Raw genomic sequence first — 22,512 nt, 5'->3', positions numbered from 1 at the left:
CACGCATGATGCGACGGGACGTGGTGGTCGTCGGCTCGGGCCCCAACGGGCTCGCCGCGGCGGTCACCCTGGCGCGTGCGGGGCTGGGCGTGCTGGTCCTGGAGGCGGAGCCGACCGTCGGCGGGGGCGCGCGGACGCTGGACCTCGGGCTGGCCGACGGGATCACCCACGACGTCTGCTCGGCGGTGCACCCGATGGCGTGGGCGTCGCCGTTCTTCCAGGAGTTCGACCTGGCCGCGCGCGGTGTCGAGCTGCTGGTGCCCGAGGTGTCGTACGCCCAGCCGCTGCCGGGTGGCCGTGCGGGGATCGCGTTCCGGGACCTGGAGCGCACGGTCGAGGCGCTCGGGGTCGACGGCCCGACGTGGCGGTCGCTCGTCGGCGGCGCCGCGGACCCGGCGGTGCGCGTGGCGCTCGGGGACAAGCGGTCGGTCCCGATGGTCGACCCGCGGGCCGCGCTGCGCTTCGGGCTCGGCGTGCTCGAGCAGGGCACGCGGGCGTGGGACCGGCGGTTCGTCGACGACGTCGCCCCGGCGCTGCTCACGGGCGTCGCGGCCCACGCGATCTGCCCGCTGCCGTCGTTCGCGGCCGCCGGCACGGCGCTCCTGCTGGCCACGTTGGCGCACGCCGCGGGCGGCTGGCCCCTCCCGCGCGGGGGCTCCGGCGCGCTCGTCGCGGCGCTGCGCCAGGACCTCGAGGCCCACGACGGCACGATCCGCACCGACCACCGGGTGCGCCGGTTCGCCGACCTCCCACCCGCGCACTGCTACGTCTTCGACACCACCCCGCGGACGCTGGTCGACGTGCTGGGCGACCGGCTCCCCACCCGGGCCAGGACCGCGCTGGAGGCGTTCCGGTACGGCAACGCGGCCGCGAAGGTGGACTTCGTCCTCGACGGGCCGGTGCCGTGGACGGTGCCGGAGGTCGGGCTGGCGGGGACCGTGCACGTGGGGGGCACGCGGGCGGAGATGGCGCAGGCGGAGGGCGCGGTCGTCCACGGCGAGCACGCCGACCTGCCGATGACGCTGGTCAGCGACCCGACCGTGGTGGACGGGACCCGGCTGGTCGACGGTCGGCGCCCGCTGTGGACCTACGCGCACGTGCCCGCGGGGTCGGACGTGGACGTGACCGAGGCGGTGACCCGGCACATCGAGCGGTACGCGCCCGGGTTCCGCGACGTCGTCGTCACGTCCCGGTGCACCCCGGCGTCGCGGATGAGCGAGCACAACCAGAACTACGTGGACGGCGACATCTCCGCGGGCGCCGCGAGCATCCGCCAGCTGTTCGCGCGGCCGACCCGGCGGTGGGACCCGTACTCCTCCGGCCGCGACGGCGTGTACCTGTGCTCGGCGTCGACCCCGCCCGGGCCGGGCGTGCACGGCCTCGGCGGCTGGTACGCGGCGAAGCGGGTGCTGCGGGAGTTCGGGATCACCCGGCTACCGAGCGTGGCACCGGAGCTCAGTCGAGCGGGTTCAGGTCCGGCTTCGAGTCCACGCGCGCGGTGAACCGGGCGGTCCCGCGGGTGGCCAGCACGCGGGCCATCGCGACGAGCGCGCCGGTGAGCGCGGCGGCCGCGACGACCTCGGAGAGCCCGGCGTCGCCCTGGTCGTCGGCCTTCGGCGGCTTGTGACCGGTCTTGGCCTTCCACGCCTGCGCGAGCACCTGCTGGACCACGAACGCGGCGGCCAGGGCCGCGCCGGTGCCGATGAGCTTGGCGACGAGGGACTGGGTCTGCTTGTCGTCCACGAGTGAGCCTCCGAGGTGGGTGACGGTCTGGTCACGACCGTAGTCGGGCGCGAGCGTTCGCGCTGCTCCAGACGGCGTAGGATCTCGGGCGAACGACAGGGGAGCGTCGGACCCAACGGTCTGGACGCTGAGAGTGCGGAGAACCGCAGACCCTCGAACCTGATCCGGTTGATACCGGCGTAGGGAGTCGGGCTTCTCAGTCCTCGTGATCGGCCACCCGGCTGATCGCGGCGACCCCCTCCTTTTGCTATCGAGGAGGAGCATCACCCATGGCGAGGATCCACTCGCTCCTTGTTCTCGCCGCTGTCGCGGCTCTGGCCGGCTGCTCGGCCATCGGGTCCGACGAGCCGAGCCCCAGCGCGTCCGGCGGGACCGTCACCCTCGTCACGCACGACTCGTTCGCGCTCTCGGACGGCATCCTCGCCGACTTCGAGGAGCAGACCGGGCTGACCGTCGACGTGGTCCAGCCGGGCGACGGCGGCACGCTGGTCAACCAGCTCGTGCTCACCAAGGACGCACCGCTGGGCGACATCGTGTTCGGCATCGACAACACGTTCGCGTCCCGAGCCGTCGACGAGGGCGTCGTCGCGCCCACGACCACCGACGCCGAGGGCGTGTTCGAGGACGCGCTGGTCCCGATCGACTACGGCGACGTGTGCATCAACGTGGACCACTCCTGGTTCGCCGCGAAGGGACTGGCCGAGCCGGTGACCCTCGAGGACCTGGCCAAGCCGGAGTACAAGGACCTGCTCGTGGTCCCCAACGCGGTGACGTCGTCGCCCGGGCTCGCGTTCCTGCTGGCCACCGTCGGGGCGTTCGGTGCGGACGGCTGGCAGGAATACTGGTCGGCGCTCCGGGACAACGGGGTCAAGGTGGCCGACGGCTGGTCCGACGCCTACTACACGGACTTCTCCGGCGGGGGCGCCGACGGCCCGCGGCCGATCGTCCTGTCCTACGCGTCGTCGCCGCCGTACACCGTGCCCGAGGGTGGGACGGCGCCGACCACCGGTGCGCTGCTGGACACCTGCTTCCGGCAGACCGAGTACGCGGGCGTGCTGGCCGGCGCGGCCAACCCGACGGGTGCGCAGCAGCTGCTCGACTTCCTGCGCACCGACGAGGTCCAGAACGACATCCCGCTGTCCATGTACATGTACCCCGCGAGCCCGACCGCGACGCTCCCCGAGGAGTGGGCGGCATTCGCACCGCTGGCCACCGACCCGTTCGACGTCGACCCGGCCGAGATCACCGAGAACCGTGAGGCGTGGCTGACCGAGTGGTCGGACACGGTGATCGGCTGACCGCGATGACCCTGACGCTCGACCGTCCCGACGCCCCCTCCGCGGTGGGGTCGGGACGGTCGCGCGTCGTCGCGTTCTGGGCGCTGGCGGTCGCGGTGCCGCTCGTGTTCCTCGGGCTGTTCTTCGCGTGGCCCGTGGTCGAGATGATCGCAAAGGGGTTCGTCGTCGACGGGCGCCTGGACCTCAGCGGGTTCGCGGACGTGTTCTCTCGCCCGCGGACCTGGCGGATCATCGGGCTGACGGTCGCGCAGGCGTCCTTGGGGACCCTGCTGTCGGTCGCGCTCGGCGTGCCCGGCGCGTACGTGCTCTACCGGCACACGTTCCGCGGTCGTGCCCTGGTGCGGGCGTTCGTGACCGTGCCGTTCGTCCTGCCGACCGTCGTGGTCGGTGTCGCGTTCCGGTCGCTGCTGGTCAGCGGCGGGCCGCTCGGCTTCCTGCACCTGGACGGCACGTTCGTCGCCATCGTCGCCGCCCTCGTGTTCTTCAACTACGCGGTCGTCGTGCGCGCGGTCGGCGGGCTCTGGGAGCGGCTGGACCCCCGGGCCGAGCAGGCGGCGCGCGCGCTGGGCGCCTCGCCGTGGCGGGCGTTCCGGACCGTGACGCTCCCCGCGCTCACCCCCGCGATCGCGTCCGCCGCCTCCCTGACCTTCCTCTACTGCGCGACCGCGTTCGGCACCGTGCTGGTGCTCGGCGGGCTGCAGTTCGGCACCATCGAGACCGAGATCTGGGTGCAGACGACGCAGTTCCTCGACCTGCGGGCCGCGGCCGTGCTGTCGGTCGTGCAGCTGGTGGTCGTCGCCGTCGCGCTGACGCTCGCCGGCCGGGCGCGGTCGCGGCGCGAGCGGGCGCTGGCGCTCACCCATCCGGAGGCGTCGGTGCGTCCGCTGCGGCTGCGTCGGCCCATGGGCATGCCGGCCGGCGACGGGCACGCGCTGACCCTCGTCGCGACCGCGGTCACGGCGCTGGTCGTCCTGCTGCTCGCCCTCCCGCTGGTCAACCTCGTGGTCCGGTCGCTGCGGACCGACGCCGGCTGGGGGCTGGACCACTACACCGCGCTCGGCACCACCGGCGGGGCGCTGACGGTGACCGTCTGGCAGGCCACGCTGAACTCGCTGCGGGTCGCGCTGGACGCCACGGTGATCGCCCTCGTGGTCGGCGGGCTGGTCGCGCTCGTCGTGTCGCGACGACCGCGCCGAGCGATCGGGCGGCGCGCGGTGGTCGGCCTGGACGCGCTGTTCATGCTCCCCCTCGGGGTGTCCGCCGTGACCGTCGGGTTCGGGTTCCTGCTGTCGATGCACCACCCGTTCGGGCTGCCGGTGGACCTGCGGACCAGCCCGCTGCTGGTGCCGGTCGCGCAGGCGGTCGTCGCCGTGCCCCTGGTCGTGCGGACGGTCCTGCCTGTGCTCCGGGCCATCGACCCCCGGCTGCGCGAGGCGGCCGCCACCCTCGGCGCCGCGCCCGGTCGGGTGCTGCGGACGGTCGACCTGTCGATCGCCACCCGGTCCCTCGGCCTCGCGATCGGGTTCGCGTTCGCCGCCTCGCTGGGGGAGTTCGGCGCCACGTCCTTCCTCGCCCGCCCGGACAGGCCGACGCTGCCGGTGGTGATCTTCCGGCTCATCGGGCGGCCGGGCCCCGAGTCGTACGGCATGGCGCTCGCCGCGTCCGTGGTGCTCGCGCTGCTCACGGCGGGGATCGTGGCACTCTGCGAACGGCTGCGCGCGCCCGGCGCGGGAGGTGAGTGGTGGTGAACGGTCTGACCCTGCGGGACGTCGTCGTCCGGTACGGCACGGTCGCCGCGGTCGACGGGGTGTCGCTCGACGTGCCGACGGGCTCGGTCGTCGCCCTGCTCGGGCCGTCCGGCTGCGGGAAGTCGTCACTGCTGCGCGCGGTCGCGGGGCTCGAGCCGCTCGCCGGCGGCACGGTCGCGTGGGACGGCGTCTCTGTCGCGGGGCTGCCCGTGCACCGGCGCGGGTTCGGGCTGATGTTCCAGGACGGGCAGCTCTTCGCGCACCGGACCGTCGGCGGGAACGTCGCGTACGGCCTGCCGGCGCGGTCCGCAGAGCGCGTGGCGGAGCTGCTCGAGCTCGTCGGCCTGGGCGGCTACGAGTCCCGCGGTGTCGCGACCCTGTCGGGCGGGGAACGGCAGCGGGTTGCCCTTGCTCGCGCCCTCGCGCCCGCCCCGCGGCTGCTCCTGCTCGACGAGCCGCTGTCCGCCCTCGACCGCGCCCTGCGCGAGCGCCTCGCCGTCGACCTGCGGGCGGCCCTCGTCGCCACCGGCACCACCGCCGTGTTCGTCACGCACGACCAGGACGAGGCCTTCGCGGTCGCCGACCGGGTGGCCGTCATGTCGGCCGGGAAGCTGCTCCAGGTCGACGCGCCCGCGGACCTCTGGAGCCGGCCGGCCTCGCGCGAGGTCGCGTCGTTCCTCGGCTACGAGGCGTTCGTCCCGCTGGACAGCCCCGCCGCGGCGCCCCTGCGCGAGGCCGTCGGTGCCCCGGCGTCGTCGGCGACGCTGGCGCTGGCGGAGGGTGCGTTCGTCGTCGGACGGTCCGGCGTGGCCAAGGGGACGGTCCGCGGCGTCTCGTCGCGCCGCGGCCGGTCGGAGGTCCGGGTCGAGGTCGACGGCATCGGCGTGGTCACCGCGCTGGGGCCCGTCGGTGGTCGGTGGTCGGCGGGGGACGTCGTGGAGCTGGGCGTCGAGCCGGACGCGATGGCGGTCCTCGACGACTGATCGCGGTTGTGGTCGCGTCGGGCTACGGTCGGAGTGTCCGGTCTGGTGGCGAGCACCGAGGTGATGGCGATGACGCTGGAGCTCCGTGAGGTCGTGTCGGTCGACATCCCCCTGTCGCTGGGGAAGGTCTGGCCGTACCTGCGGGATCCGGCGCTGGTACGCCGCTGGTACGGGTGGGACCACCCGGGACTCGACGCCGAGATCCGGCAGCTGTTCGTCGACGGCGCCCTCGAGTCCCAGGACGTCATCGGCGACGAGACCATCCACGCGCTCACCCTGCCGACGCACGACAGGCTCACCTTGCGCACCGCCGCGCACCAGCCGCACCGCACGCACGTGACCGTCACGCGGCGCAGCCACCAGGGCCTCGCCCTCTTCGACGGGGTGCGCGACGAGATCGACGAGGGCTGGATCGCGTTCGCGCACCAGCTGCAGTTCGCGCTCACCATCCACCCCGACCAGGACCGTCGGACCCTGAGCGTCTTCGGCCTCGACGCGGGCGAGCGGGGGAACCGGCTGCTCGACCGGGCCGGCCTGATGGGGATCCACGGGGTGCCCGTCGGCGGTCACGTCCAGGCCCGGCGTCCCGACGGGACCCTGCTCGGCGGCACCCTGATCTACCGGACGCCCCTGCAGGTCGGCCTGCGGCTGCACGGGATCACCGAGTCGTTCCTGGTGGTGATGGAGACGCCCGCAGGCAGCTCCCCGCCCCACGGCAGCGTCGACGCGATCCTGTCCACCTACGGGCTCGACGACGCCACGCTCGCCGAGGTGGAGCAGCGCTGGTCCGGCTGGTGGCAGCAGTCGGTGCCGCACTCTCAGACCAGCACTGCCCACGTCAGCTCAGCTTGAGCTGCCACTCCCCGGAGCCACCGGCCGGCCGGAACCCGAGCGCCACGTTGATGCCGAGCATGTAGGAGTTCTCCTCGGCGTTCCACGTGCCGACGCGCCGGACCGACGGCCGCTCCGCCGCGAGCCGCTGCAGGTTGGCCGTCTTGACGAGCATCCCGAGGCGCTTCCCGCGGTGCTCCTTGAGCACGAGGGTGTCGTCCTGGTGCACGAACTCGTCGCTGTTCGGGACCGCCATGAAGCAGGTGAACGCCGCGAGCGTGTGCGTCGGGACGTGCTCGGCGGCGAGCACCAGCAGCTCCAGCCCGCGCTCGTCGTACTGCCTCTCGTAGGTGCGGATCCGCTCCGCGTCCCAGACGTCCTCCTCGAGGTCGAGCCCACCCAGCGGCGCGTCCGTGCTCATCCGCGTGTTCAGCAGCGCGTACGAGTCGATCCACTCCTCCGGCACGTGGCTCTGCCAGGTCACCAGGCGGTAGTCGGGGCCGGCGTGCGCCTCCGCCTCCGCGCGCTGCTTCGCCATGAGGTCCGGGTCGAAGGGCAGGTCGAACACCGAGTACCGCTCGACCTGCTCGAGGGCGAAGCCGCGCTTGCGCAGGAACCGGGGGCCGTCGGCGTCGATCGCCACCCGGCCGACGCCGGTCGTCGCGGCGAGCGTGCCGGGACCCTCGGGCGGCTCGACCTGCTGGTCGGTGGAGGCCGTGACCTGCGTCCGGCCGGCGTCGCGGACCAGCGCGAGAGCCGCGTCGAAGAGCGACGACCCGACGCCCTGGCGGCGGTGGTCCGGGCGGACGCCGACCTCCACGTGACCGGTGTGGGTGTTGTCCTGCTGCGGGAGGTTGATCATCGCGTAGCCCAGGACACGGTCCGGGTCCGGGGTGTCGCGCGCGTCGTCGGCCACCGCGACCAGGCGGGGCTTCCGGTCGTACCTCTGGTCGTGCATCGACCCCAGGATCTCGGTGGCCGTGCGCTCGAAGTCCCGGTTGCCCCACGCGTGGAGGAGGCCGTCGTTCATCGCTCCGGTGTAGCCGTGCAGCAGCCACGCCTCGGGCGCGTCCGGCGTCTCGGACACCGGTACCTCGCGGATCGACCACGTCGTCATGCCGTCCACGATCCGCCCGTCGGCACCGCGCTGGCGAGACCTTTTCCTGGACGTCGCTAGGCTCGCCGGATGGTGTGGTGGGAGATCGTCGGCTGGATCGGCTCGTTGCTGGTCATCATCTCGCTCACGCAGGCCAGGGTGCTGCGCTTCCGGGTGATCAACCTCGTGGGCGCCGTGATCGCCACGGCGTACAACGTGGTGATCGAGATCTGGCCGTTCGCGGTGATGAACGGAGTCATCGCGATCATCGACGTCTACTGGCTGGTCCGGCTGCAGCGGGAGCGCCACGACGCCCTGGTGTACGGGGTGCTCGAGGTGCCCTCCGACGACGCCGTCCTGCAGCACCTGCTGGAGTCGCACGCCCCCGACATCGCCCGGTTCCACCCGGGGTTCAGCGCCGCCGACCCCGCGCCGTCGGCGTCGTTCGTCGTGGTCCGCGGCGACGAGCTGGTCGGTGCGGTCGTGGTGCGGTCCGCCGGTGACGGGGTCGGGCGCGTGGACCTCGACTACGTGACGCCGCGGTACCGGGACTTCACGCCGGGGGAGTTCGTGTACCGGGACAGCGGGGTGTTCGCCTCGCACGGGTTCCGCCGGCTGGTGGTGGGCGGCTCGCCCGCGAGCGAGGCGCGCGCGTACCTGGAACGCGTCGGCTTCCGGCCCACCGCCGACGGCTGGGAGCGCGAGGTGCCGACGGCTGCGTGACGGGCCGGCGTGCGCGCTCTCACCGCCGACGGCTGGGAGCGCAAGGGTGCCGACGGCCGCGTGACGGGCCGGCGTGCGCGCCCCGCCATGTCGTTGCGCCTGAGGTTCCGTGCGTCCGCTAGCATGAGTTCGGTAGACCGAACTTTCTGAGGTGGAGCATGGTCAGCAGCGCGACGGACGACGCCGTCCAGGTCGGGACGCCACGGCGTCGTCGCGCCCCGCTGCTGCTCGGACCGGCGTTCGTCGCCGCGATCGCGTACGTCGACCCCGGAAACGTCGCCGCGAACCTCACCGCCGGAGCCCGCTACGGCTACCTCCTGCTGTGGGTGCTCGTCGCGGCGAACGCGATGGCCGTGCTCGTCCAGTACCAGTCCGCCAAGCTCGGGCTCGTCACCGGCGACTCGCTGCCGGGAGTGCTCGGCCAGCGCATGCGGCGCGGGCCGCGGCTGGCGTTCTGGGTGCAGGCCGAGGTGGTCGCGGCGGCCACCGACATCGCCGAGGTGGTCGGCGGCGCGATCGCCCTGAACCTCCTGTTCGGGGTCCCGCTGCCGCTCGGCGGGCTGATCGTCGGCGTCGTGTCGATGCTCCTGCTCGCCACGCAGAACCGATACGGGCAGCGGCGCTTCGAGCACGTGATCGTCGCGCTGCTCGCCGTCATCAGCATCGGATTCCTGGCCGGGCTGTTCGTGTCGCCGCCCGACGCCCGCGGCGTCCTGTCCGGTCTGGTCCCGCGCTTCGACGGCACCGACTCGGTGCTGCTCGCCGCCTCGATGCTCGGCGCGACGGTCATGCCGCACGCGATCTACGTGCACTCGGCGCTGGTCCGGGACCGCCACGGTCGGCACTCCGGGCCTGCGCTCACCCACCTGCTGCGCTCGACCCGGTGGGACGTCGGCGCCGCGCTGGTGGTCGCCGGCATCGTGAACATCGGCCTCCTGCTGCTGGCCGCGTCCGGCCTGCGCGGAGTCCCCGGCACCGACTCGATCCCGGGCGCCTACGACGCCATCGTCGCCGCGCTCGGCATCGGCATCGGCATCGCGTTCGCCATCGGCCTGCTGGCGTCCGGCCTGGCCTCGACCTCGGTCGGCGCCTACGCGGGCGCGACGATCATGGAGGGGCTGATCCACCGCCGGATCCCCCTGCTGGTCCGCCGCGTGGTCACCCTGATCCCCGCGATCGTGCTCCTGGCCGTCGGCGCCGACGCCACCTGGACCCTGGTCCTCTCGCAGGTGGTGCTGAGTTTCGGCATCCCCTTCGCGGTCATCCCCCTGGTCGCCCTGACCCGCTCCCGCGCGGTGATGGGCCCCCACCGCAACGGCCCCTGGCTGCACGCCACCCTGGTGCTGGTGGTGGTGCTGGTGGTGGCCCTGAACGTGACCCTGCTGGCCCTGCTCCTGCTGGGCTGACCCGGACCCGCCGCGRCCCCGGTTGCGCGAGTTCGTGGCTTCGGAGCCGGATCGTGGGTTCGCACTCACGATCTCGCGCTGAAGCCACGAGTTCACGCCGCCGGTGTCCGTCAGCGGAGCTCACGGCGAGGGCGCAGACCGGCGGTCACCGAGGCGGGCAGCAGGCCGGCGACTCGTCCGAGGAGCGAACTCGGACGTCGGACGTCGTCCCGCATGACGTGGATCATCCGCCAGCCCTCCTCGACGATGGCGTCGTGCCGCCTCTTCTCCCGGATGAACTCGTCGGCCTCCCGCCCTGAGTACTTGGACCGCCCGTCGTACTCGAGAAGCACGCGCCACTGCTCCCAGCCCAGGCAGGCCCGCGCGCAGGAGCGTGAACCGGCACGCGGTCTCCCAAGCCGACTCGGCGCCATCGTCTGCGAGGCGAAGGATCGCTCGTGCGCGGGCAGAGCCACGTCGGCCGGCGGCAGCCGCGGCGCGACCCTCGAGCTCGGCCTTGTTCGCCCCAGCGCGGAGCGCAGCGTCGGCGACGACCAGACCTCCCAGCGGCCGCAGAGTCGCCGCGCAGTCCCACGCCGTCCGGCCCAGAATCGTCGCGGGGATACCGCCGAGCACGGTGATGTCCTCCTCCTGAGGGAACGGGGTGTGCCTGACCACCTCGGACGAGTGCTCTTGGCTTGCCGACGAGCGCTGGAAGACGTGGGTGACCGGGCCGACATCCCACAGCGGCAGTCCGAGCAACACCGCTGCGGAGGTGTGGCTGAAGCAGGTGTCTGCAGTCAGTCGGGCATGCAGGCCGACGATCCGGGCGAGGGCGTCGGCCCGCTTGTCGGTCGCCTCCGTCGTCGGGACGTAGATGCCTCGCCCGACGCGCCGCCAGTGCTTCTCGGCCACCTGCCTGGCGACGACGTGTCGGGGGAAGTCGCGCGCCAGGTGAACGGCCGGGCGAGCCGGCGCGACTGGCGGTGGGGATCCAGGGCGGCGTGGCACGGCAGGATCGTCGACTCCCTGGCGGTCACGCGGGCGCCCTGACGCGACGCTGGTGAGCTCCCCGCCACAGCGCGGGGCAGTGGGCGGCTCGACGAGATYGTGCGTTCGACTCGAGTCCGTCGGTTCGCACCCACGATCTCGTGCTGAACCCACGATCTGGCGCGGATCGGCGAGCTGGAGTGGTCAGGTCAGGCCTCGTCCAGGGCGGCCAGGCGCGTCTGCAGGTGGGCGCGTTCTGTGGGGTTGGTGACYAGCGACAGGGCTGCTCGGTAGGCGTCGGCGGCTGCCGAGCGGTGGCCGGCGCGGGTCAGGAGCTCGGCGCGGACTGCGGGGACTCGGTGGTGGCGGGGGAGGGCGTCGTCGAGGCCCTCCAGGAGCTGCAGGCCGGCCTCCGGGCCCGACGCCTCCGACACCGCCACCGCACGGGCCAGGCGGACGACCGGCGAGCCGGTGAGGGCCTCGAGCTGGGCGTAGAGGTCGGCGATGACGGACCAGCGGGTGTCCGCCGAGGTGGGGGCGGTCGCGTGCTCGGCCGCGATGAGGGCCTGGAGGCGGTACTCGGTCGCGAGACGGGTCTGGTGCCCTGGGGCTGGCGCGTCGGCGAGCGGTGACGCGTGCGTCCTCGAGGCCGGTCCGGTCGGCGTGGCCGCGCCCCCCGCAGGCGCGGTGGCGATGCCGGCAGCCGCAGGCGGCGCGGCGATGCCGCCACCCGTAGGGGCCGTGGCGATGCCACCCTCCGCAGGCGCCGCCGCGATGCCACCCCCCGCGGGCGCGGTGGCGGTGCCACCCCCCGCGGGCGCCGTGGCGATGTCGCCAGCCGCAGGCGCCGAGCGGCCGTCCGCGCCAGCAGAGGCGACACCCGCGGTCAGCGACTCCAGCAGTGCGACCCCCTCGGCGATCTCGTCGCGGTGCCAGCGGGAGCGGTCCTGGTCGGGGAGCAGGACCAGCGCCCCGGCGGCGTCCAGACGGGTGTCGCGGCGGGAGTGCTGCAGGAGCAGCAGCGCGAGCAGGGAGCGGACCACGGCGCGTCCGGGCAGCAGGTCGTCCAGCACGCGCAGCAGGCGGATCGCCTCGTCGCCGAGGTCGACGCGCAGCGGGACCGCGCCCTCGCCGGGGTGGTACCCGGACGTGAAGGCGAGGTAGACGACGGTCGCGACGACGTCGAGCCGCTCGTCCAGCCGAGCGGCCGGGGGCGTCGCGAAGGGGATGCCCGAGGAGGCCAGCCGCTTCTTCGCGCGGGTCAGCCGGGCGGCCATGGTCGCTTCCTGGACGAGCAGGAGACGACCGATCTCGGCGGTGGTGAGGCCGACGACGAACCGGAGGGTCAGGGCGACGCGGTCGTCGGGTGCGATCGCGGGGTGGCAGCAGGCGAAGATCAGCCGGAGCTGCTCGTCGGCCACGTGGGCGCCGGGGTCGACGACGGCCGCGGCGGCGGCACGCATCTCGTCGTCGACCACCATCAACGGCTCCTTCCGGCGCTGCACCGCCTCCGAGCGCAGGCGGTCGAGGACTCGGCGGCGCGCGGCCGTGAGCAGCCACGCGCCGGTGTTCGTCGGCACCCCGTCCACCGGCCAGTGCCGCGCGGCCGACTCGAACGCGTCGGAGACGGCGTCCTCCGCCAGGTCGGGGCGCGCGAACTGGCCGATGAGCAGGCCGATCAGGCGGGACCAGTGGGCCTGCCAGGCGTCGGCCAGGGCGGTGTCGAGGGTGGTCACCAAGCGGGTCGCACCTCGAACGTGCCGGTCGCGGGCAGGGTCTCCAGCACCGCGTCGAGGTCCGACGCCTCGACCACCTGGAGGCCGGTGAGCGCCGACGCCGGCCCCTCGAACGTGCCGTCCCGCAGGCCGCGGTCCTGCACCGACGTCGCCGTGTCCACGGACCCCAGTCTGATGCCGGCGCGCAGCTCTGCGGAGCCGAACGCGAGGACGACGAACCTCACGAGGCCGAGACCGCGTCGACCCCGTCCACGGGGACGCCGTCGACGAACCGCACGGTCGGCCGGATCTCGACGGACTCGCCGTTGAGCACCAGGGCGGCGACGGCCTCGGTCAGCGCGTCGAGCTGCGTGCGGGCGACCAGGTAGAAGCCCGCGACCTGCTCCGCCGTCTCGGCGTAGGGGCCGTCGGTGACGACCACCCCGGCGCGGCCGTCGGACCGCAGCGACCGACCCCGGACCGCCGCGCCGAGGGCGCGCGTCGTCACGATCTCCCAGCCCTGCTCGGCGCAGTGCTGCTGGAAGCCGAGGTGGGCCGCCCACGCGCGATCGCGTTCCTCGTCCGTCAGCTGCGCGTCGTGCGCGTCGTCGCGGTAGAGCACCACGGTGAACTCGGCCATGTCATCTCCTAGGAGGTGGGAGGACGCCTGGTGCGTCCCGCTGCCCCGATGACGCGCGGGCGGCGGAGGGATCGACAGATCACATCGGCATGATCTCGCGGACCTCGATCGTGTACTCGGGCAGCAGCATGGCGTGCTTGAGCACCGACTCCCGGTCCGGCGCCGTGACCAGGTAGAAGCCGCCCAGCTGTTCGGCAGTCTCCGCGAACGGGCCGTCGGTGATCTCCGCGTCCTCGCCCGTGCGGCGCAGGGTGACGGCGGTCGTGACGGACTGGAGCGCCTCGCCGGCCAGGAACGTCACGCCGAAGTCGGCGGCCTGGTCGTCGTAGTCGCCGTGCTGCCGGTAGTACTCGGCCTTGGTCGCCTCGTCGGCCGCGTCCCAGTCGCCTTCGTCCGCGTAGATCAGGACGAGGAACGTCTGCGTGCTCATGACTCGTGCACGATCACGGGGCGCAGCTCGGCGCCGCCGCCGTCGGTCAGGAGGAGCTTTCCCGTCAGCTGGGCCAGTCCCTGCACGTCGTCGGTCTCGATGACGTAGTAGCCACCGAGGTGCTCGGCCAGCTCCGCGAACGGGCCCTCGGTGATGGACCCGTCGGGGCGCACCGTGACCGCGTTCTTGGAGAAGCCCAGCTCCTCGCCGCCCAGGATCGTGTAGCCGCGCTCGTCGCACGCGTCCGAGTACGCCTGGTGCTCGGCCATGATGCGGTCGCGGACCTCGGGGGACGCGTTCTCCCAGAACGCCTCATCGCCCCACAGCAGGACCATCCATCGGTCGGTCATGTCGCCCTCTCCCTCATGCGTCCACTGTGCCGGTCGAGGTGATGACGCGCGAGGGTTCCGGAAATCGACAGCTCTTGACAGGCAAGTGTGGGCTTGCCTATACAGGAGGCGTGGCAGCAGACATCTACAAGGCCCTCGCCGATGCCACGCGCCGCGCGATCCTCGACGAGCTCCAGGACCGTGACGGGCAGTCGCTGTTCGAGCTGTGCACCCGGCTGACCATGCGGCACGGGCTCGGGTCCACGCGGCAGGCCGTCTCGCAGCACCTCGACGTGCTGCAGGAGGCCGGGCTCGTCACGGTCCGCCGCGAGGGCCGCTACAAGTTCCACCACCTCGACACCGGGCCCCTGCGCGAGATCACCGCGCGCTGGCCCGCCCCCGACCAAGGAGAGCCCTCATGATCCGCCTCACCGTGACCAGCGTGTTCGTCGACGACCAGAGCAAGGCCCTTGACTTCTACACGAGCGTGCTCGGATTCGTGCCGAAGAACGACATCCCGCTCGGCGGCGACGACCGCTGGCTGACCGTGGTGTCGCCGGCGGCCCCGGACGGGGTTGAGCTGCTCCTCGAGCCCAGCAGCCACCCCGCGGTCGGCCCGTACAAGGCGGCGCTGGTCGAGGACGGGATCCCGGCTGCGTCGTTCGGGGTGGACGACCTCGCCGCCGAGTACGCGCGGCTCACTGCCCTCGGCGTGCGGTTCGTGCAGCCGCCGACGGACATGGGACCGGTGATCGTCGCGACGCTCGACGACACCTGCGGCAACCTGGTCCAGCTGGCGCAGACCACCTGATCGACAGGCCRCCGCCGAGGTGCTTCGGTGGGCCGATGAGGACGGCGGTGGTGACGGGCGGTGGGACGGGAATCGGGCGCGCGGTGGCGCGGCGGCTGGCGGCCGACGGGGACGACGTGGTGATCGTCGGGCGGCGCCGCGAGGTGCTCGAGGAGGCGGCGGCCGGCGCGATGCGCGTCGAGGTGGCCGACCTGCGCGAGCCGGCGGAGGTCCAGGCGCTCGCGGACAGGCTGGGGTCGGTCGACGTGCTGGTGCTCAACGCGGGCGGCTCGCTGGAGCCGGCGGGCGACRACCTGGCGGCGACCGCGCAGCTGTGGACCGAGGAGTTCCGGCTCAACGTGCTCACGACCGTGCTGCTGGGGGAGGCGCTGCTGCCGGCGATGCCGCGGCCGGGCGGGCGGATCATCGCGATGAGCTCGGTGGCCGCGCTGCGGGGGGCCGGCTCGTACGGTGCGGCCAAGGCGGCGATCAACTCCTGGGTGACCGGCACGGCCGCTGCGGTGGCCGCCGACGGGATCGCGGTGAACGCCGTCGCGCCCGGGTTCGTGCCGGACACCGAGTTCTGGGCGGGGCGCCTGGACGATGCCGAGTACCAGCGCCGTCTGGCACGCGTGCCGATGGGCCGGCCGGGGACGGTCGACGAGATCGCGGCGGCGGTCGCCTACCTGGCGTCGCCGGACGGCGGGTGGACGACCGGCCAGGTCCTCGGGGTGCACGGTGGGGCGGTGCTGGCGCGGCTCTGAGACCGATGTATCGCTAGGGGTTGTCAAAGATCTATCGACGATATATCTTTGAGTCATCCGGTCGAGATCGAGAGACCTCCCGGATCCGCGTCAGGGCCGCACCGGCCGGCGGACCACATCCTCAAGGAGACATCCCATGCGACACCCCCACTCCCACCCCGACGGCCGCTTCGCCGGCCCCTCGTTCGACACCATCGACCCGACCGCCTCGCGCGGCCGCAACCGTCGCCGCCGCGGCGACTTCCCCGAGGCCCCCTACGAGGAGGGCTTCGACCCCCGGCGCGGCGGACCCCGCGGCGCCTTCCCGCACGAGCACCACGGCCGCGGCTTCGGCCCTGGCTTCGGCCCGGGCGGGCCGCGCGGCTTCGGCGGTCCCGGTGGCCGCGGCCCCGGCCGTCGCGCCGGCCGCGGTGACATCCGCGCCGCGATCCTGCTGCTCCTCGCCGAGGAGCCCATGCACGGCTACCAGCTGATCCAGCAGATCGGCGAGCGGTCGGGCGGCACGTGGCGGCCCAGCCCCGGTGCCATCTACCCGGCGCTCAACCTGCTCGAGGACGAGGGCCTGGTGGCGATCACCGCCGAGTCCGGCCGCAAGATGGCCACGCTCACCGAGGCGGGCGGCACCTACGTCACCGAGAACGCCGAGCAGCTCGGCAGCCCCTGGGAGGACGCCGCGAACCGGCCCGCCTCTCCGGGGCGCGCGCTGCGCGGTGCGCTCGAGGCGCTCGGCGCGGCGGCCCACCAGGTCGCCCGCACCGGCACGGACGAGCAGGCGACGAAGGCGCTCGAGGTCCTCGACCGCGCGCGCCGGGACCTGTACCTGATCCTGGCCGGCGAGGCGTCGCCCGCGCCCACCCCGGAGGACTGACCTCCGCATCCCGACGAGGCACCCCCGCGATGGCGGGGGTGCCTCGTCGCGTCACGACGACAGTGCAACGACCGGCGTCCGGAGCTCCGCGGCCGCCCACCCGAACCCGACGACGGTCACGGCGGCCAGCGCGCCGAGCGCGGGGACGGCCGCGAGCACCGGGACCAGCGCGAGGGTGAGCGCTGCGCCGACCAGCCGGGCGACCGGCCAGCCCGACCCGGCGGAGCGCAGGAACACGGCGGTTCCGACGAGGTACGTGGCGACGCCACCGGCGAGCGCCGCTGCCCCGAACGCGCCGAACGCCTCGGACGACCCCACGTCCGCCATCGCCTCCTCGACCCCGAGGGCCGCGACGACCACCCCCGCGATCAGCACGTAGTGCAGGTAGGTGTACGCGAGCGTCGCGTACTCGGCCCGGGGGACCCCGTCGAGCCGCGCGAGGGCGTGCTCGGGGCCGTCGGCGGACCGTAGGAAGTAGACCCACCACAGGACGAGCGCGAGCGCGATGCACAGGGCGGCGCCGGCGATCACTGGTGCGCCGATCGGCAGGCGCGAGGCGCCTACGCCGATCGCGACGACCGACTCGCCCAGGGCCAGGATGACGACCAGGCCGTACCGCTCGGCCCAGTGCGCCGGGGAGTGCAGCCGCCAGTCGCCGCCCCAGCCCGTCAGGAGCGTCAGCCCCACGTCCCAGACCAGGGCGCCGAGCCAGATCCAGGTCTGCGCGGGCTGACCGACGAGCGCGCCGACCACCAGCAGGACGATCGACGGCAGCATCGCGACGAACTGTGTCAGCACCACCTGCCGCTGCAGCGCCCGGTCGCCTGCGCCCGCGACCAGGTACAACGAGGCGTGCACCACCCGGACGACGGCGTACGCGACGACGAGCACGAGCGGCCCGTCCAGCCCGCCGGGCAGGTCCTCGAACGACTCGGGGACGGCCAGGGTGGCGACGAAGATCGCGGCCATCGCGACCGCCATCCCCACGCGGAGGACGCCCTGGTCCGCGGGAGACTGGTTGGCGAGCCAGCTGTAGGACGTCCACGTCCACCAGAGCAGACCGAGCACGATCAGCGCCTGGAGCACGCCGAGCCCAGAGTGGGTCTCGGCCATCAAGTGACTGACCTGCGTGAACGCGAAGACGTACACCAGGTCGAAGAAGAGCTCGAACGTCGTGACGCGGTGCCCCTCGTCGGAGGTCCGCAGGCCGAGGCGTCGGATCACGGGCCTACCCTGCCGGACTCCGAGCCCCGCGTGCGAGGGGTTCAGGCGAGTGGCATCGCGAACCGGGCGTGCACCCCCGGCGAGTAGAGCACCGAGTCCGGCGCGCGGTCGGTGACGCCCGGCAGCCCGCCGGCGGCGACCAGCTCGTCGTCCAGCGACACCACCGACGCCCGCCGCAGCGGCCACGGCTCGTGCTCGTTGGGCACGAACCGCGTCCTTCCCCGCAGCACGGTGTGCATGCCCCAGCGCGCGGTGAGGAAGTCGGCCAGCGGGTCGTCGGTGACAGGCTCCGACGACGGCCGGACCACGAGGTGCGACGACGGTCGCGTGCCGGTCAGGCGGGTCGACCGGTAGTCGATCGCGTCGCCGTCGCGCCGGATGGACATCCGCGCCCACTGGTACGGCACGTTCATCACCGTCCGCGCGCCGAGCACGGTCACCACGCGCGACGCCTCGAGCGACCGGAACAGCACCCCGCGCCGGCCGTCGTCGTCGACCGTGTAGAGCCGGACGTTGATCTCGGGGAAGTCGCCGATGTACGGCAGCGCCGGGCCGGGAACGATCGTGAACCGCGCCATCTGGAACGCGATGAGGCCCACCCACGAGGAGCCGTCGCACTCGTCCGGACGCGTGCCTGGGGGCAGCAGCGGCGCGACGACGTCGGACGGCACCCGCCAGTGCAGGAAGCTCGCCCGCAACCAGTCCTGCGACAGGATCACCCGCCCGGTCAGCGGCGGGGCGACGGCCTGGATGGGATCCACGTGGCCACCGTAGACGCGCGCCGGGTCGGTTCCCCGCGGCCGAGCTCGGCAGTTGCAGCCGAGCTCGGCAGCTGCAACCACCGAGTTCGGCCCGAACTGCCGAGCTGGGCTGCGCGCGGGCGGTCGGCTGCTGCCTGTGGTCGGCGGGTCAGGCGGGCGTGGCGACGGGGGCGGCCGTGCGGGACGGAGAGCGCAGCAGCGCCACGCCGAGGACCAGCAGAGCCAGGTACCAGACGGAGTAGATCGACGAGCCGATCGCGGTCAGCGCGTCGGAGGCCACCCAGCCCGCGGGGACCAGCGTGACCACCCACGCGCCGGCGACGATCGCCAGCGTCCGACGCAGCCAGGCGGGTGCGACGTCGGCCGCGCGCCAGGCGAGGATCCCGAGCCCGACGGCCCACACCCCCTGCAGCAGCCAGCCGAGGTTCTCACCGAGCGCCCCGCCGGCGTAGGCGTTGATCAGCTCGTAGGTTGCGGCGGTGGCCTCCGTGGTCGCGGCGGAGGCGGTCGGGTCGAGAAAGCGCTCGGCCAGGCCGGGCACGACGAGCGGCCAGCGGATCCAGCCGAGGCTCTGGATGACGGGTGCGAGGACACCGAACGCGGTGACGGTCAGGAGTGCGGCGTCGGTGCCGCGGCTGCGGGCGAGCAGCAGGTGCAGCGCGATGACGCCGGGGATGAGGACGAGGCTGCCGGCCATCTGCAGCAGGAAGAGCGTCTGCACGGTCCCGGCGATCTCCGCGAACGCGGGCAGGACCTCGGCGGCGGGGGCGTCGAGGATGTCGGGCCAGCCGAACCGCACGCTCAGGCCGATGCTGGCGACGAGGGCGAGGGTGCCGGAGGCGATGAGGGAGAAGGCGGCGGTGCGGCGGTCACTGACCATGGGAGGCTCCTGAGGGGACGAAACGAGAACACTGTTCTCTCTTGTGTGAACAGTGTTCTCGCGAGTCGACCGGAAGTCAAGAACAGTGTTCTCGTTTATGCTGCGTGGATGGCTGCCACCGTGCGCGAGCGACGTCGTCAGGAGACGACCGACGCGATCCTCCGCTCCGCCCGCGCGCACCTCGAGCAGGCCGGAGTCGAGGGGGTCACGCTGCGCGCGGTGGCGCGCGACCTCGACATCGCCGTGTCGGCGCTCTACCGGTACGTCGACAGCCGGGACGACCTGCTCACCGAGCTCCTGGTCGAGGCGTTCACGGAGCACGCCGACGCAGTCGACGCCGCCGTCGACGCAGCGCTCGCCCACGACTCCGACGACATCGCCGCCGCCATCGCCGCCGGGCTGCGCGCCTACCGGGCCTGGTCGGTGGCGCACCCGGCGCAGTTCGGCCTCGCGTTCGGCGCCCCGGTGCCCGGGTACCACGCACCCGCGGGCCGCACGATGGCGGTCGCCGTCCGGCCGGGCGGCCGGATCATGGGGCTCTTCGCGACCGCCCACGAGCGCGGCCTCGTCGACGAGGAGGTGCTGACCGCGCGGGCGGCGACCCTCGACGACGGCACCGCCGCCGGGTTCGATGCGCTGGCCGCGCGGCAGTCCTACCCGCTGCCCGCCCCCGCGATCGCGCTGGCGGTCGACGCGTTCGTCCGCGTGCACGGGTTCACGGTCATGGAGGTCTTCGGCCAGCTCCGCCCGCTGGTCAGCCCGGCCGACGCGTACTACGAGGTGCTGCTGAGCGAGGTCGTCGGAACCCTGGGCCTGCGGGCCTGACGCCGGCACGCGAGATCGTGGGTTCGGCACGAGCGCGGGGGTTCGCCCCCACGATCTCGCGCCGAACCCACTGTCTCGCGGCGCACGAGATCGGCAGTTCCCGACGAGATCGGCAGCTGCCGACGAGCTCGTCGGGCGAGCGACCTGCTCAGCCGGCCGGGATCGTGGACGTGTCGATGACGAAGCGGTACCGGACGTCGCTGTTGACCACGCGGTCGTAGGCCTTGTCGACGTCGTCGGCGGTGATGGTCTCCACGATCGAGCCGATCCCGTGCTCGGCGCAGAAGTCGAGCATCTCCTGGGTCTCGCGGATGCCGCCGATGTTGGAGCCGGACAGGTTCCGACGAGCGCCCGTGAGCGAGAACACCCGGAACGACTGCTTGTTCTCCGGCAGCCCGACGAACACCAGTGACCCCTCGAACCGCAGCAGCGACAGGTACGCGTCGACGTCGATGTCCGCGCCGACCGTGCTGATGATCAGGTCGAACGACCGGCGCAGGTCCCGGAACGTCTGGCTGTCGCTCGTCGCGTAGTAGTGGTCGGCGCCCAGGGACAGCCCGTCCGCCTGCTTGGACAGCGACTGGCTGAGCACGGTGACCTCGGCGCCGAGCGCGTGCGCCAGCTGCACACCCATGTGCCCGAGGCCGCCCATGCCGACGATCGCGACCTTCTTGCCCGGCCCGGCACCCCAGTGCTTCAGCGGTGAGTAGAGAGTGATGCCGGCACAGAGCAGCGGCGCGGCGACGTCCAGCGCGATTCCGGAAGGGATCCGCAGCAGGTAGTTCTCGTCGACCACGATCTGCGTGGAGTACCCGCCGTAGGTGGGGGTGCCGTCGTAGGCCTTGGAGTTGTAGGTGCCGACGTTGCCCGTCAGGCAGAACTGCTCCTCGCCTGCCAGGCACATCTCGCACTCCCGGCAGGAGTCGACGAAGCAGCCGATGCCCCCGCGGTCGCCCACCGCGTGCTTGGTCACGCCGGACCCGACGGCGGAGACGATGCCCGCGATCTCGTGGCCGGGGACCATGGGGAACCTCGCCTTGCCCCACTCCTCGCGTGCCTGGTGGATGTCGGAGTGGCAGATGCCGGCGTAGGCGATGTCGAGGAGCACGTCGTGCGGACCCAGCTCCCTGCGCTCGACCGTGCCGCGCTCGAAGGGGGCGCCGGCGGAGGGGGTGAGCAGGGCGGGCACGGTCAGGGGCACAGGGGACTCCTCGGCGACGAACGGGTGGCTGCTCCCATCATGCTCCAGCGGCGATCCATCCGCGGGTCAGCGTCTGCACCGCGGAACCGTCGAGGTCGGCCAGCTTGACCCCGGCGAACGCCCGCGCGGCCGCGCTCGTCTGGACGCGGACCGGCGGGTCCTCCTCGACCAGCAGCTCCACGAGCATGGCCGCGACGTCGGCGGCGGACTGTGCGTTCGCGAACGCTCCTGCCGTCCGTTCCAGGTAGGACGCGAGGAGGGCTCTGTAGGGACCGTCGGCGGGAGGCTCGATGCCCGCGTTGGCGACGAACTCGCTGGCCACCGCGCCGGGCTCGACGATGACGACCGGCACGCCGAGCGCGGCCGCGACGGGCGCGAGGCTCTCCAGGAACCCCTCGACCGCGAACTTCGCCGCGCAGTACGCCTCGTTGAACGGCTGGCCGACGACGCCGCCGACCGAGCTGATCGTGATCAGCCGCCCACCGGACGCGCGCAGGTGCGGCAGCGACGCCTGGGTGAGGGCGACGACGCCGAAGTAGTTGACCTCCATGCAGGACCGGAACGCGTCCATGCTCAGGGTCTCTGCGGTGCCCACCCATGCGGCGCCCGCGTTGTTGATCACCGCGTCGAGCGTGCCGTGATCGGCGACGACGCCCGCCACGACGGCGTCGACGGCGTCGTGGTCGGTCACGTCGAGCTGCCGGATGTCGAGCGGGAACCCGCCGCCGCGGGACCGCAGCTCGTCGGCCCTGGACAGGTCGCGCATCGTCGCCACGGTCGTCCAGCCCTCGTCCGCGGCGGCGAGCGCGGTCTCCAGGCCGATGCCGGTCGAGGTGCCGGTGATCAGGACAGTGGGCATGAGGACCTCCGGGGACGGCGAGGGGCGGACGTTCCATCCTCCGCCCGCCGTGCCCGGTGTGCTCAGGAGTCCTCGGCGAGGCCCACCGTGTGGCCGTCGGGGTCCGTCAGCGTGGCGATCGTCCGTCCGCCGCCGACCGGCGTCGCGTCCTGGACGACCGTGGCGCCCGCCGCCACGAGCGCGTCGCGGGTGGCCGCGAGGTCCGCCACGTGCCAGTAGTAGACCGGTCCGGCGCTCACGTCGCCGTTCGGGTTCAGTCCGAAGTGCACTCCGGGGGCCTCGAAGCCCACGTAGTACGGGGCGTCGTGGGCGGGCTCGACGCCGAGCAGCTGCGTGTAGAACGCCTTCGCCGTGGCCAGGTCGCTCACCGGGACCACCACGGTCTTGATGCCTTCGGTCATCGTCGTGCTCCTTGTGTCTGGGTGGGAT

Annotated in this window: 26 protein-coding genes and 1 riboswitch; of the genes, 12 read left to right on the top strand and 14 right to left on the bottom strand. The window is 73.2% G+C overall.

Features of this window, described 5'->3' with window-relative positions; genetic code table 11:
- Positions 1 to 5 precede the first annotated feature (5 nt).
- Positions 6 to 1,502, top strand: coding sequence for a phytoene desaturase family protein (locus AC1DXT_RS17455; protein WP_477062566.1), 1,497 nt, complete (start codon positions 6 to 8; stop codon positions 1,500 to 1,502).
- On the opposite strand, the gene AC1DXT_RS17450 is transcribed toward AC1DXT_RS17455, so the two are convergent.
- The gene (locus AC1DXT_RS17450) at positions 1,456 to 1,743 is read right to left on the bottom strand and encodes a DUF4235 domain-containing protein (RefSeq protein ID WP_056087069.1); all 288 of its coding nucleotides are present in this window, start codon (positions 1,741 to 1,743) and stop codon (positions 1,456 to 1,458) included. The genes AC1DXT_RS17455 and AC1DXT_RS17450 overlap by 47 nt on opposite strands.
- A gap of 87 nt (positions 1,744 to 1,830) precedes the next feature.
- A riboswitch (TPP riboswitch) is annotated at positions 1,831 to 1,946 on the top strand.
- 66 nt (positions 1,947 to 2,012) lie between these two features.
- Between AC1DXT_RS17450 and AC1DXT_RS17445 the strand changes: the two genes are divergently transcribed.
- From AC1DXT_RS17445 to AC1DXT_RS17430, 4 genes are read left to right on the top strand one after another with little or no spacing between them, the layout of a single operon-like run.
- Entirely contained in the window at positions 2,013 to 3,041 is a 1,029-nt protein-coding gene (locus tag AC1DXT_RS17445; RefSeq protein ID WP_477062565.1) for a thiamine ABC transporter substrate-binding protein, read from the top strand.
- Between the two features lie 5 nt (positions 3,042 to 3,046).
- Entirely contained in the window at positions 3,047 to 4,789 is a 1,743-nt protein-coding gene (locus AC1DXT_RS17440; protein ID WP_477062564.1) for an ABC transporter permease, read from the top strand.
- The gene (locus tag AC1DXT_RS17435) at positions 4,783 to 5,772 is read left to right on the top strand and encodes an ABC transporter ATP-binding protein (RefSeq protein WP_477062563.1); all 990 of its coding nucleotides are present in this window, start codon (positions 4,783 to 4,785) and stop codon (positions 5,770 to 5,772) included. Before AC1DXT_RS17440 ends, AC1DXT_RS17435 begins: the two co-directional genes overlap by 7 nt.
- A gap of 45 nt (positions 5,773 to 5,817) precedes the next feature.
- Positions 5,818 to 6,624, top strand: coding sequence for a hypothetical protein (locus tag AC1DXT_RS17430; RefSeq protein WP_477062562.1), 807 nt, complete (start codon positions 5,818 to 5,820; stop codon positions 6,622 to 6,624).
- Here the strand turns inward: AC1DXT_RS17430 and AC1DXT_RS17425 are convergent.
- A complete protein-coding gene (locus AC1DXT_RS17425; RefSeq protein ID WP_477062561.1) occupies positions 6,611 to 7,720 on the bottom strand; it encodes an N-acetyltransferase family protein in 1,110 nt (369 codons plus the stop codon). The genes AC1DXT_RS17430 and AC1DXT_RS17425 overlap by 14 nt on opposite strands.
- 69 nt (positions 7,721 to 7,789) lie before the next feature.
- Between AC1DXT_RS17425 and AC1DXT_RS17420 the strand changes: the two genes are divergently transcribed.
- Together AC1DXT_RS17420 and AC1DXT_RS17415 are read left to right on the top strand one after the other, a co-directional pair.
- On the top strand, positions 7,790 to 8,422 hold the full coding sequence (locus AC1DXT_RS17420; protein ID WP_477062560.1) for a hypothetical protein: 633 nt from the start codon (positions 7,790 to 7,792) through the stop codon (positions 8,420 to 8,422).
- A gap of 158 nt (positions 8,423 to 8,580) precedes the next feature.
- A complete protein-coding gene (locus tag AC1DXT_RS17415) occupies positions 8,581 to 9,828 on the top strand; it encodes an Nramp family divalent metal transporter (protein WP_477062559.1) in 1,248 nt (415 codons plus the stop codon).
- 110 nt (positions 9,829 to 9,938) lie between these two features.
- Here AC1DXT_RS17415 and AC1DXT_RS17410 read toward each other — a convergent pair whose 3' ends face one another.
- From AC1DXT_RS17410 to AC1DXT_RS17385, 6 genes are all read right to left on the bottom strand, one after another.
- A complete protein-coding gene (locus AC1DXT_RS17410) occupies positions 9,939 to 10,160 on the bottom strand; it encodes a hypothetical protein (protein WP_477062558.1) in 222 nt (73 codons plus the stop codon).
- Positions 10,161 to 11,006: 846 nt separating this feature from the next.
- Positions 11,007 to 12,533 carry an RNA polymerase sigma factor gene (locus AC1DXT_RS17405; protein WP_477062557.1) on the bottom strand — a complete coding sequence of 509 codons (1,527 nt, stop codon included), beginning with the start codon at positions 12,531 to 12,533 and terminating at the stop codon, positions 11,007 to 11,009.
- Entirely contained in the window at positions 12,530 to 12,757 is a 228-nt protein-coding gene (locus AC1DXT_RS17400; RefSeq protein WP_477062556.1) for a YciI family protein, read from the bottom strand. The genes AC1DXT_RS17405 and AC1DXT_RS17400 overlap by 4 nt, the downstream gene beginning before the upstream one ends.
- Positions 12,754 to 13,152, bottom strand: a complete 399-nt coding sequence (locus AC1DXT_RS17395) for a YciI family protein (protein ID WP_477062555.1) — start codon at positions 13,150 to 13,152, stop codon at positions 12,754 to 12,756. The genes AC1DXT_RS17400 and AC1DXT_RS17395 overlap by 4 nt, the downstream gene beginning before the upstream one ends.
- 79 nt (positions 13,153 to 13,231) lie before the next feature.
- Positions 13,232 to 13,582 carry a YciI family protein gene (locus tag AC1DXT_RS17390; protein WP_477062554.1) on the bottom strand — a complete coding sequence of 117 codons (351 nt, stop codon included), beginning with the start codon at positions 13,580 to 13,582 and terminating at the stop codon, positions 13,232 to 13,234.
- The gene (locus tag AC1DXT_RS17385; RefSeq protein WP_477062553.1) at positions 13,579 to 13,932 is read right to left on the bottom strand and encodes a YciI family protein; all 354 of its coding nucleotides are present in this window, start codon (positions 13,930 to 13,932) and stop codon (positions 13,579 to 13,581) included. Before AC1DXT_RS17385 ends, AC1DXT_RS17390 begins: the two co-directional genes overlap by 4 nt.
- A gap of 110 nt (positions 13,933 to 14,042) precedes the next feature.
- Here AC1DXT_RS17385 and AC1DXT_RS17380 point away from each other — a divergent pair, with 110 nt between their 5' ends.
- The 4 genes from AC1DXT_RS17380 to AC1DXT_RS17365 all read left to right on the top strand — a co-directional run bounded on the left by AC1DXT_RS17380 (position 14,043) and on the right by AC1DXT_RS17365 (position 16,333).
- Complete coding sequence (locus tag AC1DXT_RS17380; RefSeq protein ID WP_477062552.1) at positions 14,043 to 14,333, top strand: ArsR/SmtB family transcription factor; 291 nt, start codon at positions 14,043 to 14,045, stop codon at positions 14,331 to 14,333.
- Complete coding sequence (locus AC1DXT_RS17375; RefSeq protein WP_477062551.1) at positions 14,330 to 14,722, top strand: VOC family protein; 393 nt, start codon at positions 14,330 to 14,332, stop codon at positions 14,720 to 14,722. Before AC1DXT_RS17380 ends, AC1DXT_RS17375 begins: the two co-directional genes overlap by 4 nt.
- A 35-nt stretch (positions 14,723 to 14,757) precedes the next feature.
- Positions 14,758 to 15,465, top strand: a complete 708-nt coding sequence (locus tag AC1DXT_RS17370) for an SDR family NAD(P)-dependent oxidoreductase (RefSeq protein ID WP_477062550.1) — start codon at positions 14,758 to 14,760, stop codon at positions 15,463 to 15,465.
- 136 nt (positions 15,466 to 15,601) lie between these two features.
- On the top strand, positions 15,602 to 16,333 hold the full coding sequence (locus tag AC1DXT_RS17365) for a PadR family transcriptional regulator (RefSeq protein ID WP_477062549.1): 732 nt from the start codon (positions 15,602 to 15,604) through the stop codon (positions 16,331 to 16,333).
- A 51-nt stretch (positions 16,334 to 16,384) separates the two neighbouring features.
- On the opposite strand, the gene AC1DXT_RS17360 is transcribed toward AC1DXT_RS17365, so the two are convergent.
- The 3 genes from AC1DXT_RS17360 to AC1DXT_RS17350 all read right to left on the bottom strand — a co-directional run bounded on the left by AC1DXT_RS17360 (position 16,385) and on the right by AC1DXT_RS17350 (position 19,198).
- Positions 16,385 to 17,557: a low temperature requirement protein A gene (locus tag AC1DXT_RS17360; RefSeq protein WP_477062548.1), complete on the bottom strand. Its 1,173-nt coding sequence runs from the start codon at positions 17,555 to 17,557 to the stop codon at positions 16,385 to 16,387.
- Between the two features lie 41 nt (positions 17,558 to 17,598).
- Positions 17,599 to 18,318 (bottom strand): YqjF family protein, encoded by a 720-nt coding sequence (locus AC1DXT_RS17355; protein WP_477062547.1) that lies wholly within the window; start codon positions 18,316 to 18,318, stop codon positions 17,599 to 17,601.
- A gap of 148 nt (positions 18,319 to 18,466) precedes the next feature.
- Complete coding sequence (locus AC1DXT_RS17350; RefSeq protein WP_477062546.1) at positions 18,467 to 19,198, bottom strand: hypothetical protein; 732 nt, start codon at positions 19,196 to 19,198, stop codon at positions 18,467 to 18,469.
- A 108-nt stretch (positions 19,199 to 19,306) separates the two neighbouring features.
- On the opposite strand from AC1DXT_RS17350, the gene AC1DXT_RS17345 reads away from it, so the two are divergent.
- On the top strand, positions 19,307 to 20,023 hold the full coding sequence (locus AC1DXT_RS17345; RefSeq protein ID WP_477062545.1) for a TetR/AcrR family transcriptional regulator: 717 nt from the start codon (positions 19,307 to 19,309) through the stop codon (positions 20,021 to 20,023).
- 148 nt (positions 20,024 to 20,171) lie between these two features.
- On the opposite strand, the gene AC1DXT_RS17340 is transcribed toward AC1DXT_RS17345, so the two are convergent.
- The 3 genes from AC1DXT_RS17340 to AC1DXT_RS17330 all read right to left on the bottom strand — a co-directional run bounded on the left by AC1DXT_RS17340 (position 20,172) and on the right by AC1DXT_RS17330 (position 22,484).
- Entirely contained in the window at positions 20,172 to 21,224 is a 1,053-nt protein-coding gene (locus tag AC1DXT_RS17340) for an NAD(P)-dependent alcohol dehydrogenase (protein ID WP_477062544.1), read from the bottom strand.
- A gap of 37 nt (positions 21,225 to 21,261) precedes the next feature.
- A complete protein-coding gene (locus AC1DXT_RS17335) occupies positions 21,262 to 22,083 on the bottom strand; it encodes an SDR family NAD(P)-dependent oxidoreductase (RefSeq protein ID WP_477062543.1) in 822 nt (273 codons plus the stop codon).
- A 62-nt stretch (positions 22,084 to 22,145) separates the two neighbouring features.
- On the bottom strand, positions 22,146 to 22,484 hold the full coding sequence (locus AC1DXT_RS17330) for a VOC family protein (RefSeq protein WP_477062542.1): 339 nt from the start codon (positions 22,482 to 22,484) through the stop codon (positions 22,146 to 22,148).
- Between the last annotated feature and the right edge of the window lie 28 nt (positions 22,485 to 22,512).

The sequence above is a fragment of the Cellulomonas sp. P1_G12_2 genome (genome assembly GCF_056405535.1).
Note: the sequence above shows the minus strand (reverse complement) of the source record. Positions and strands in the feature narration are given on the sequence as shown.

Bases quoted from the DNA above. Each gene is read 5' to 3' on its own strand.
- AC1DXT_RS17455 (WP_477062566.1), top strand. From the start codon at position 6: ATGATGCGACGGGACGTGGTGGTCGTCGGCTCGGGCCCCAACGGGCTC.
- AC1DXT_RS17445 (WP_477062565.1), top strand. From the start codon at position 2,013: ATGGCGAGGATCCACTCGCTCCTTGTTCTCGCCGCTGTCGCGGCTCTG.
- AC1DXT_RS17440 (WP_477062564.1), top strand. From the start codon at position 3,047: ATGACCCTGACGCTCGACCGTCCCGACGCCCCCTCCGCGGTGGGGTCG.
- AC1DXT_RS17425 (WP_477062561.1), bottom strand. From the start codon at position 7,720: ATGACGACGTGGTCGATCCGCGAGGTACCGGTGTCCGAGACGCCGGAC.
- AC1DXT_RS17420 (WP_477062560.1), top strand. From the start codon at position 7,790: ATGGTGTGGTGGGAGATCGTCGGCTGGATCGGCTCGTTGCTGGTCATC.
- AC1DXT_RS17415 (WP_477062559.1), top strand. From the start codon at position 8,581: ATGGTCAGCAGCGCGACGGACGACGCCGTCCAGGTCGGGACGCCACGG.
- AC1DXT_RS17395 (WP_477062555.1), bottom strand. From the start codon at position 13,152: ATGGCCGAGTTCACCGTGGTGCTCTACCGCGACGACGCGCACGACGCG.
- AC1DXT_RS17390 (WP_477062554.1), bottom strand. From the start codon at position 13,582: ATGAGCACGCAGACGTTCCTCGTCCTGATCTACGCGGACGAAGGCGAC.
- AC1DXT_RS17385 (WP_477062553.1), bottom strand. From the start codon at position 13,932: ATGACCGACCGATGGATGGTCCTGCTGTGGGGCGATGAGGCGTTCTGG.
- AC1DXT_RS17375 (WP_477062551.1), top strand. From the start codon at position 14,330: ATGATCCGCCTCACCGTGACCAGCGTGTTCGTCGACGACCAGAGCAAG.
- AC1DXT_RS17365 (WP_477062549.1), top strand. From the start codon at position 15,602: ATGCGACACCCCCACTCCCACCCCGACGGCCGCTTCGCCGGCCCCTCG.
- AC1DXT_RS17350 (WP_477062546.1), bottom strand. From the start codon at position 19,198: ATGGTCAGTGACCGCCGCACCGCCGCCTTCTCCCTCATCGCCTCCGGC.
- AC1DXT_RS17345 (WP_477062545.1), top strand. From the start codon at position 19,307: ATGGCTGCCACCGTGCGCGAGCGACGTCGTCAGGAGACGACCGACGCG.
- AC1DXT_RS17335 (WP_477062543.1), bottom strand. From the start codon at position 22,083: ATGCCCACTGTCCTGATCACCGGCACCTCGACCGGCATCGGCCTGGAG.
- AC1DXT_RS17330 (WP_477062542.1), bottom strand. From the start codon at position 22,484: ATGACCGAAGGCATCAAGACCGTGGTGGTCCCGGTGAGCGACCTGGCC.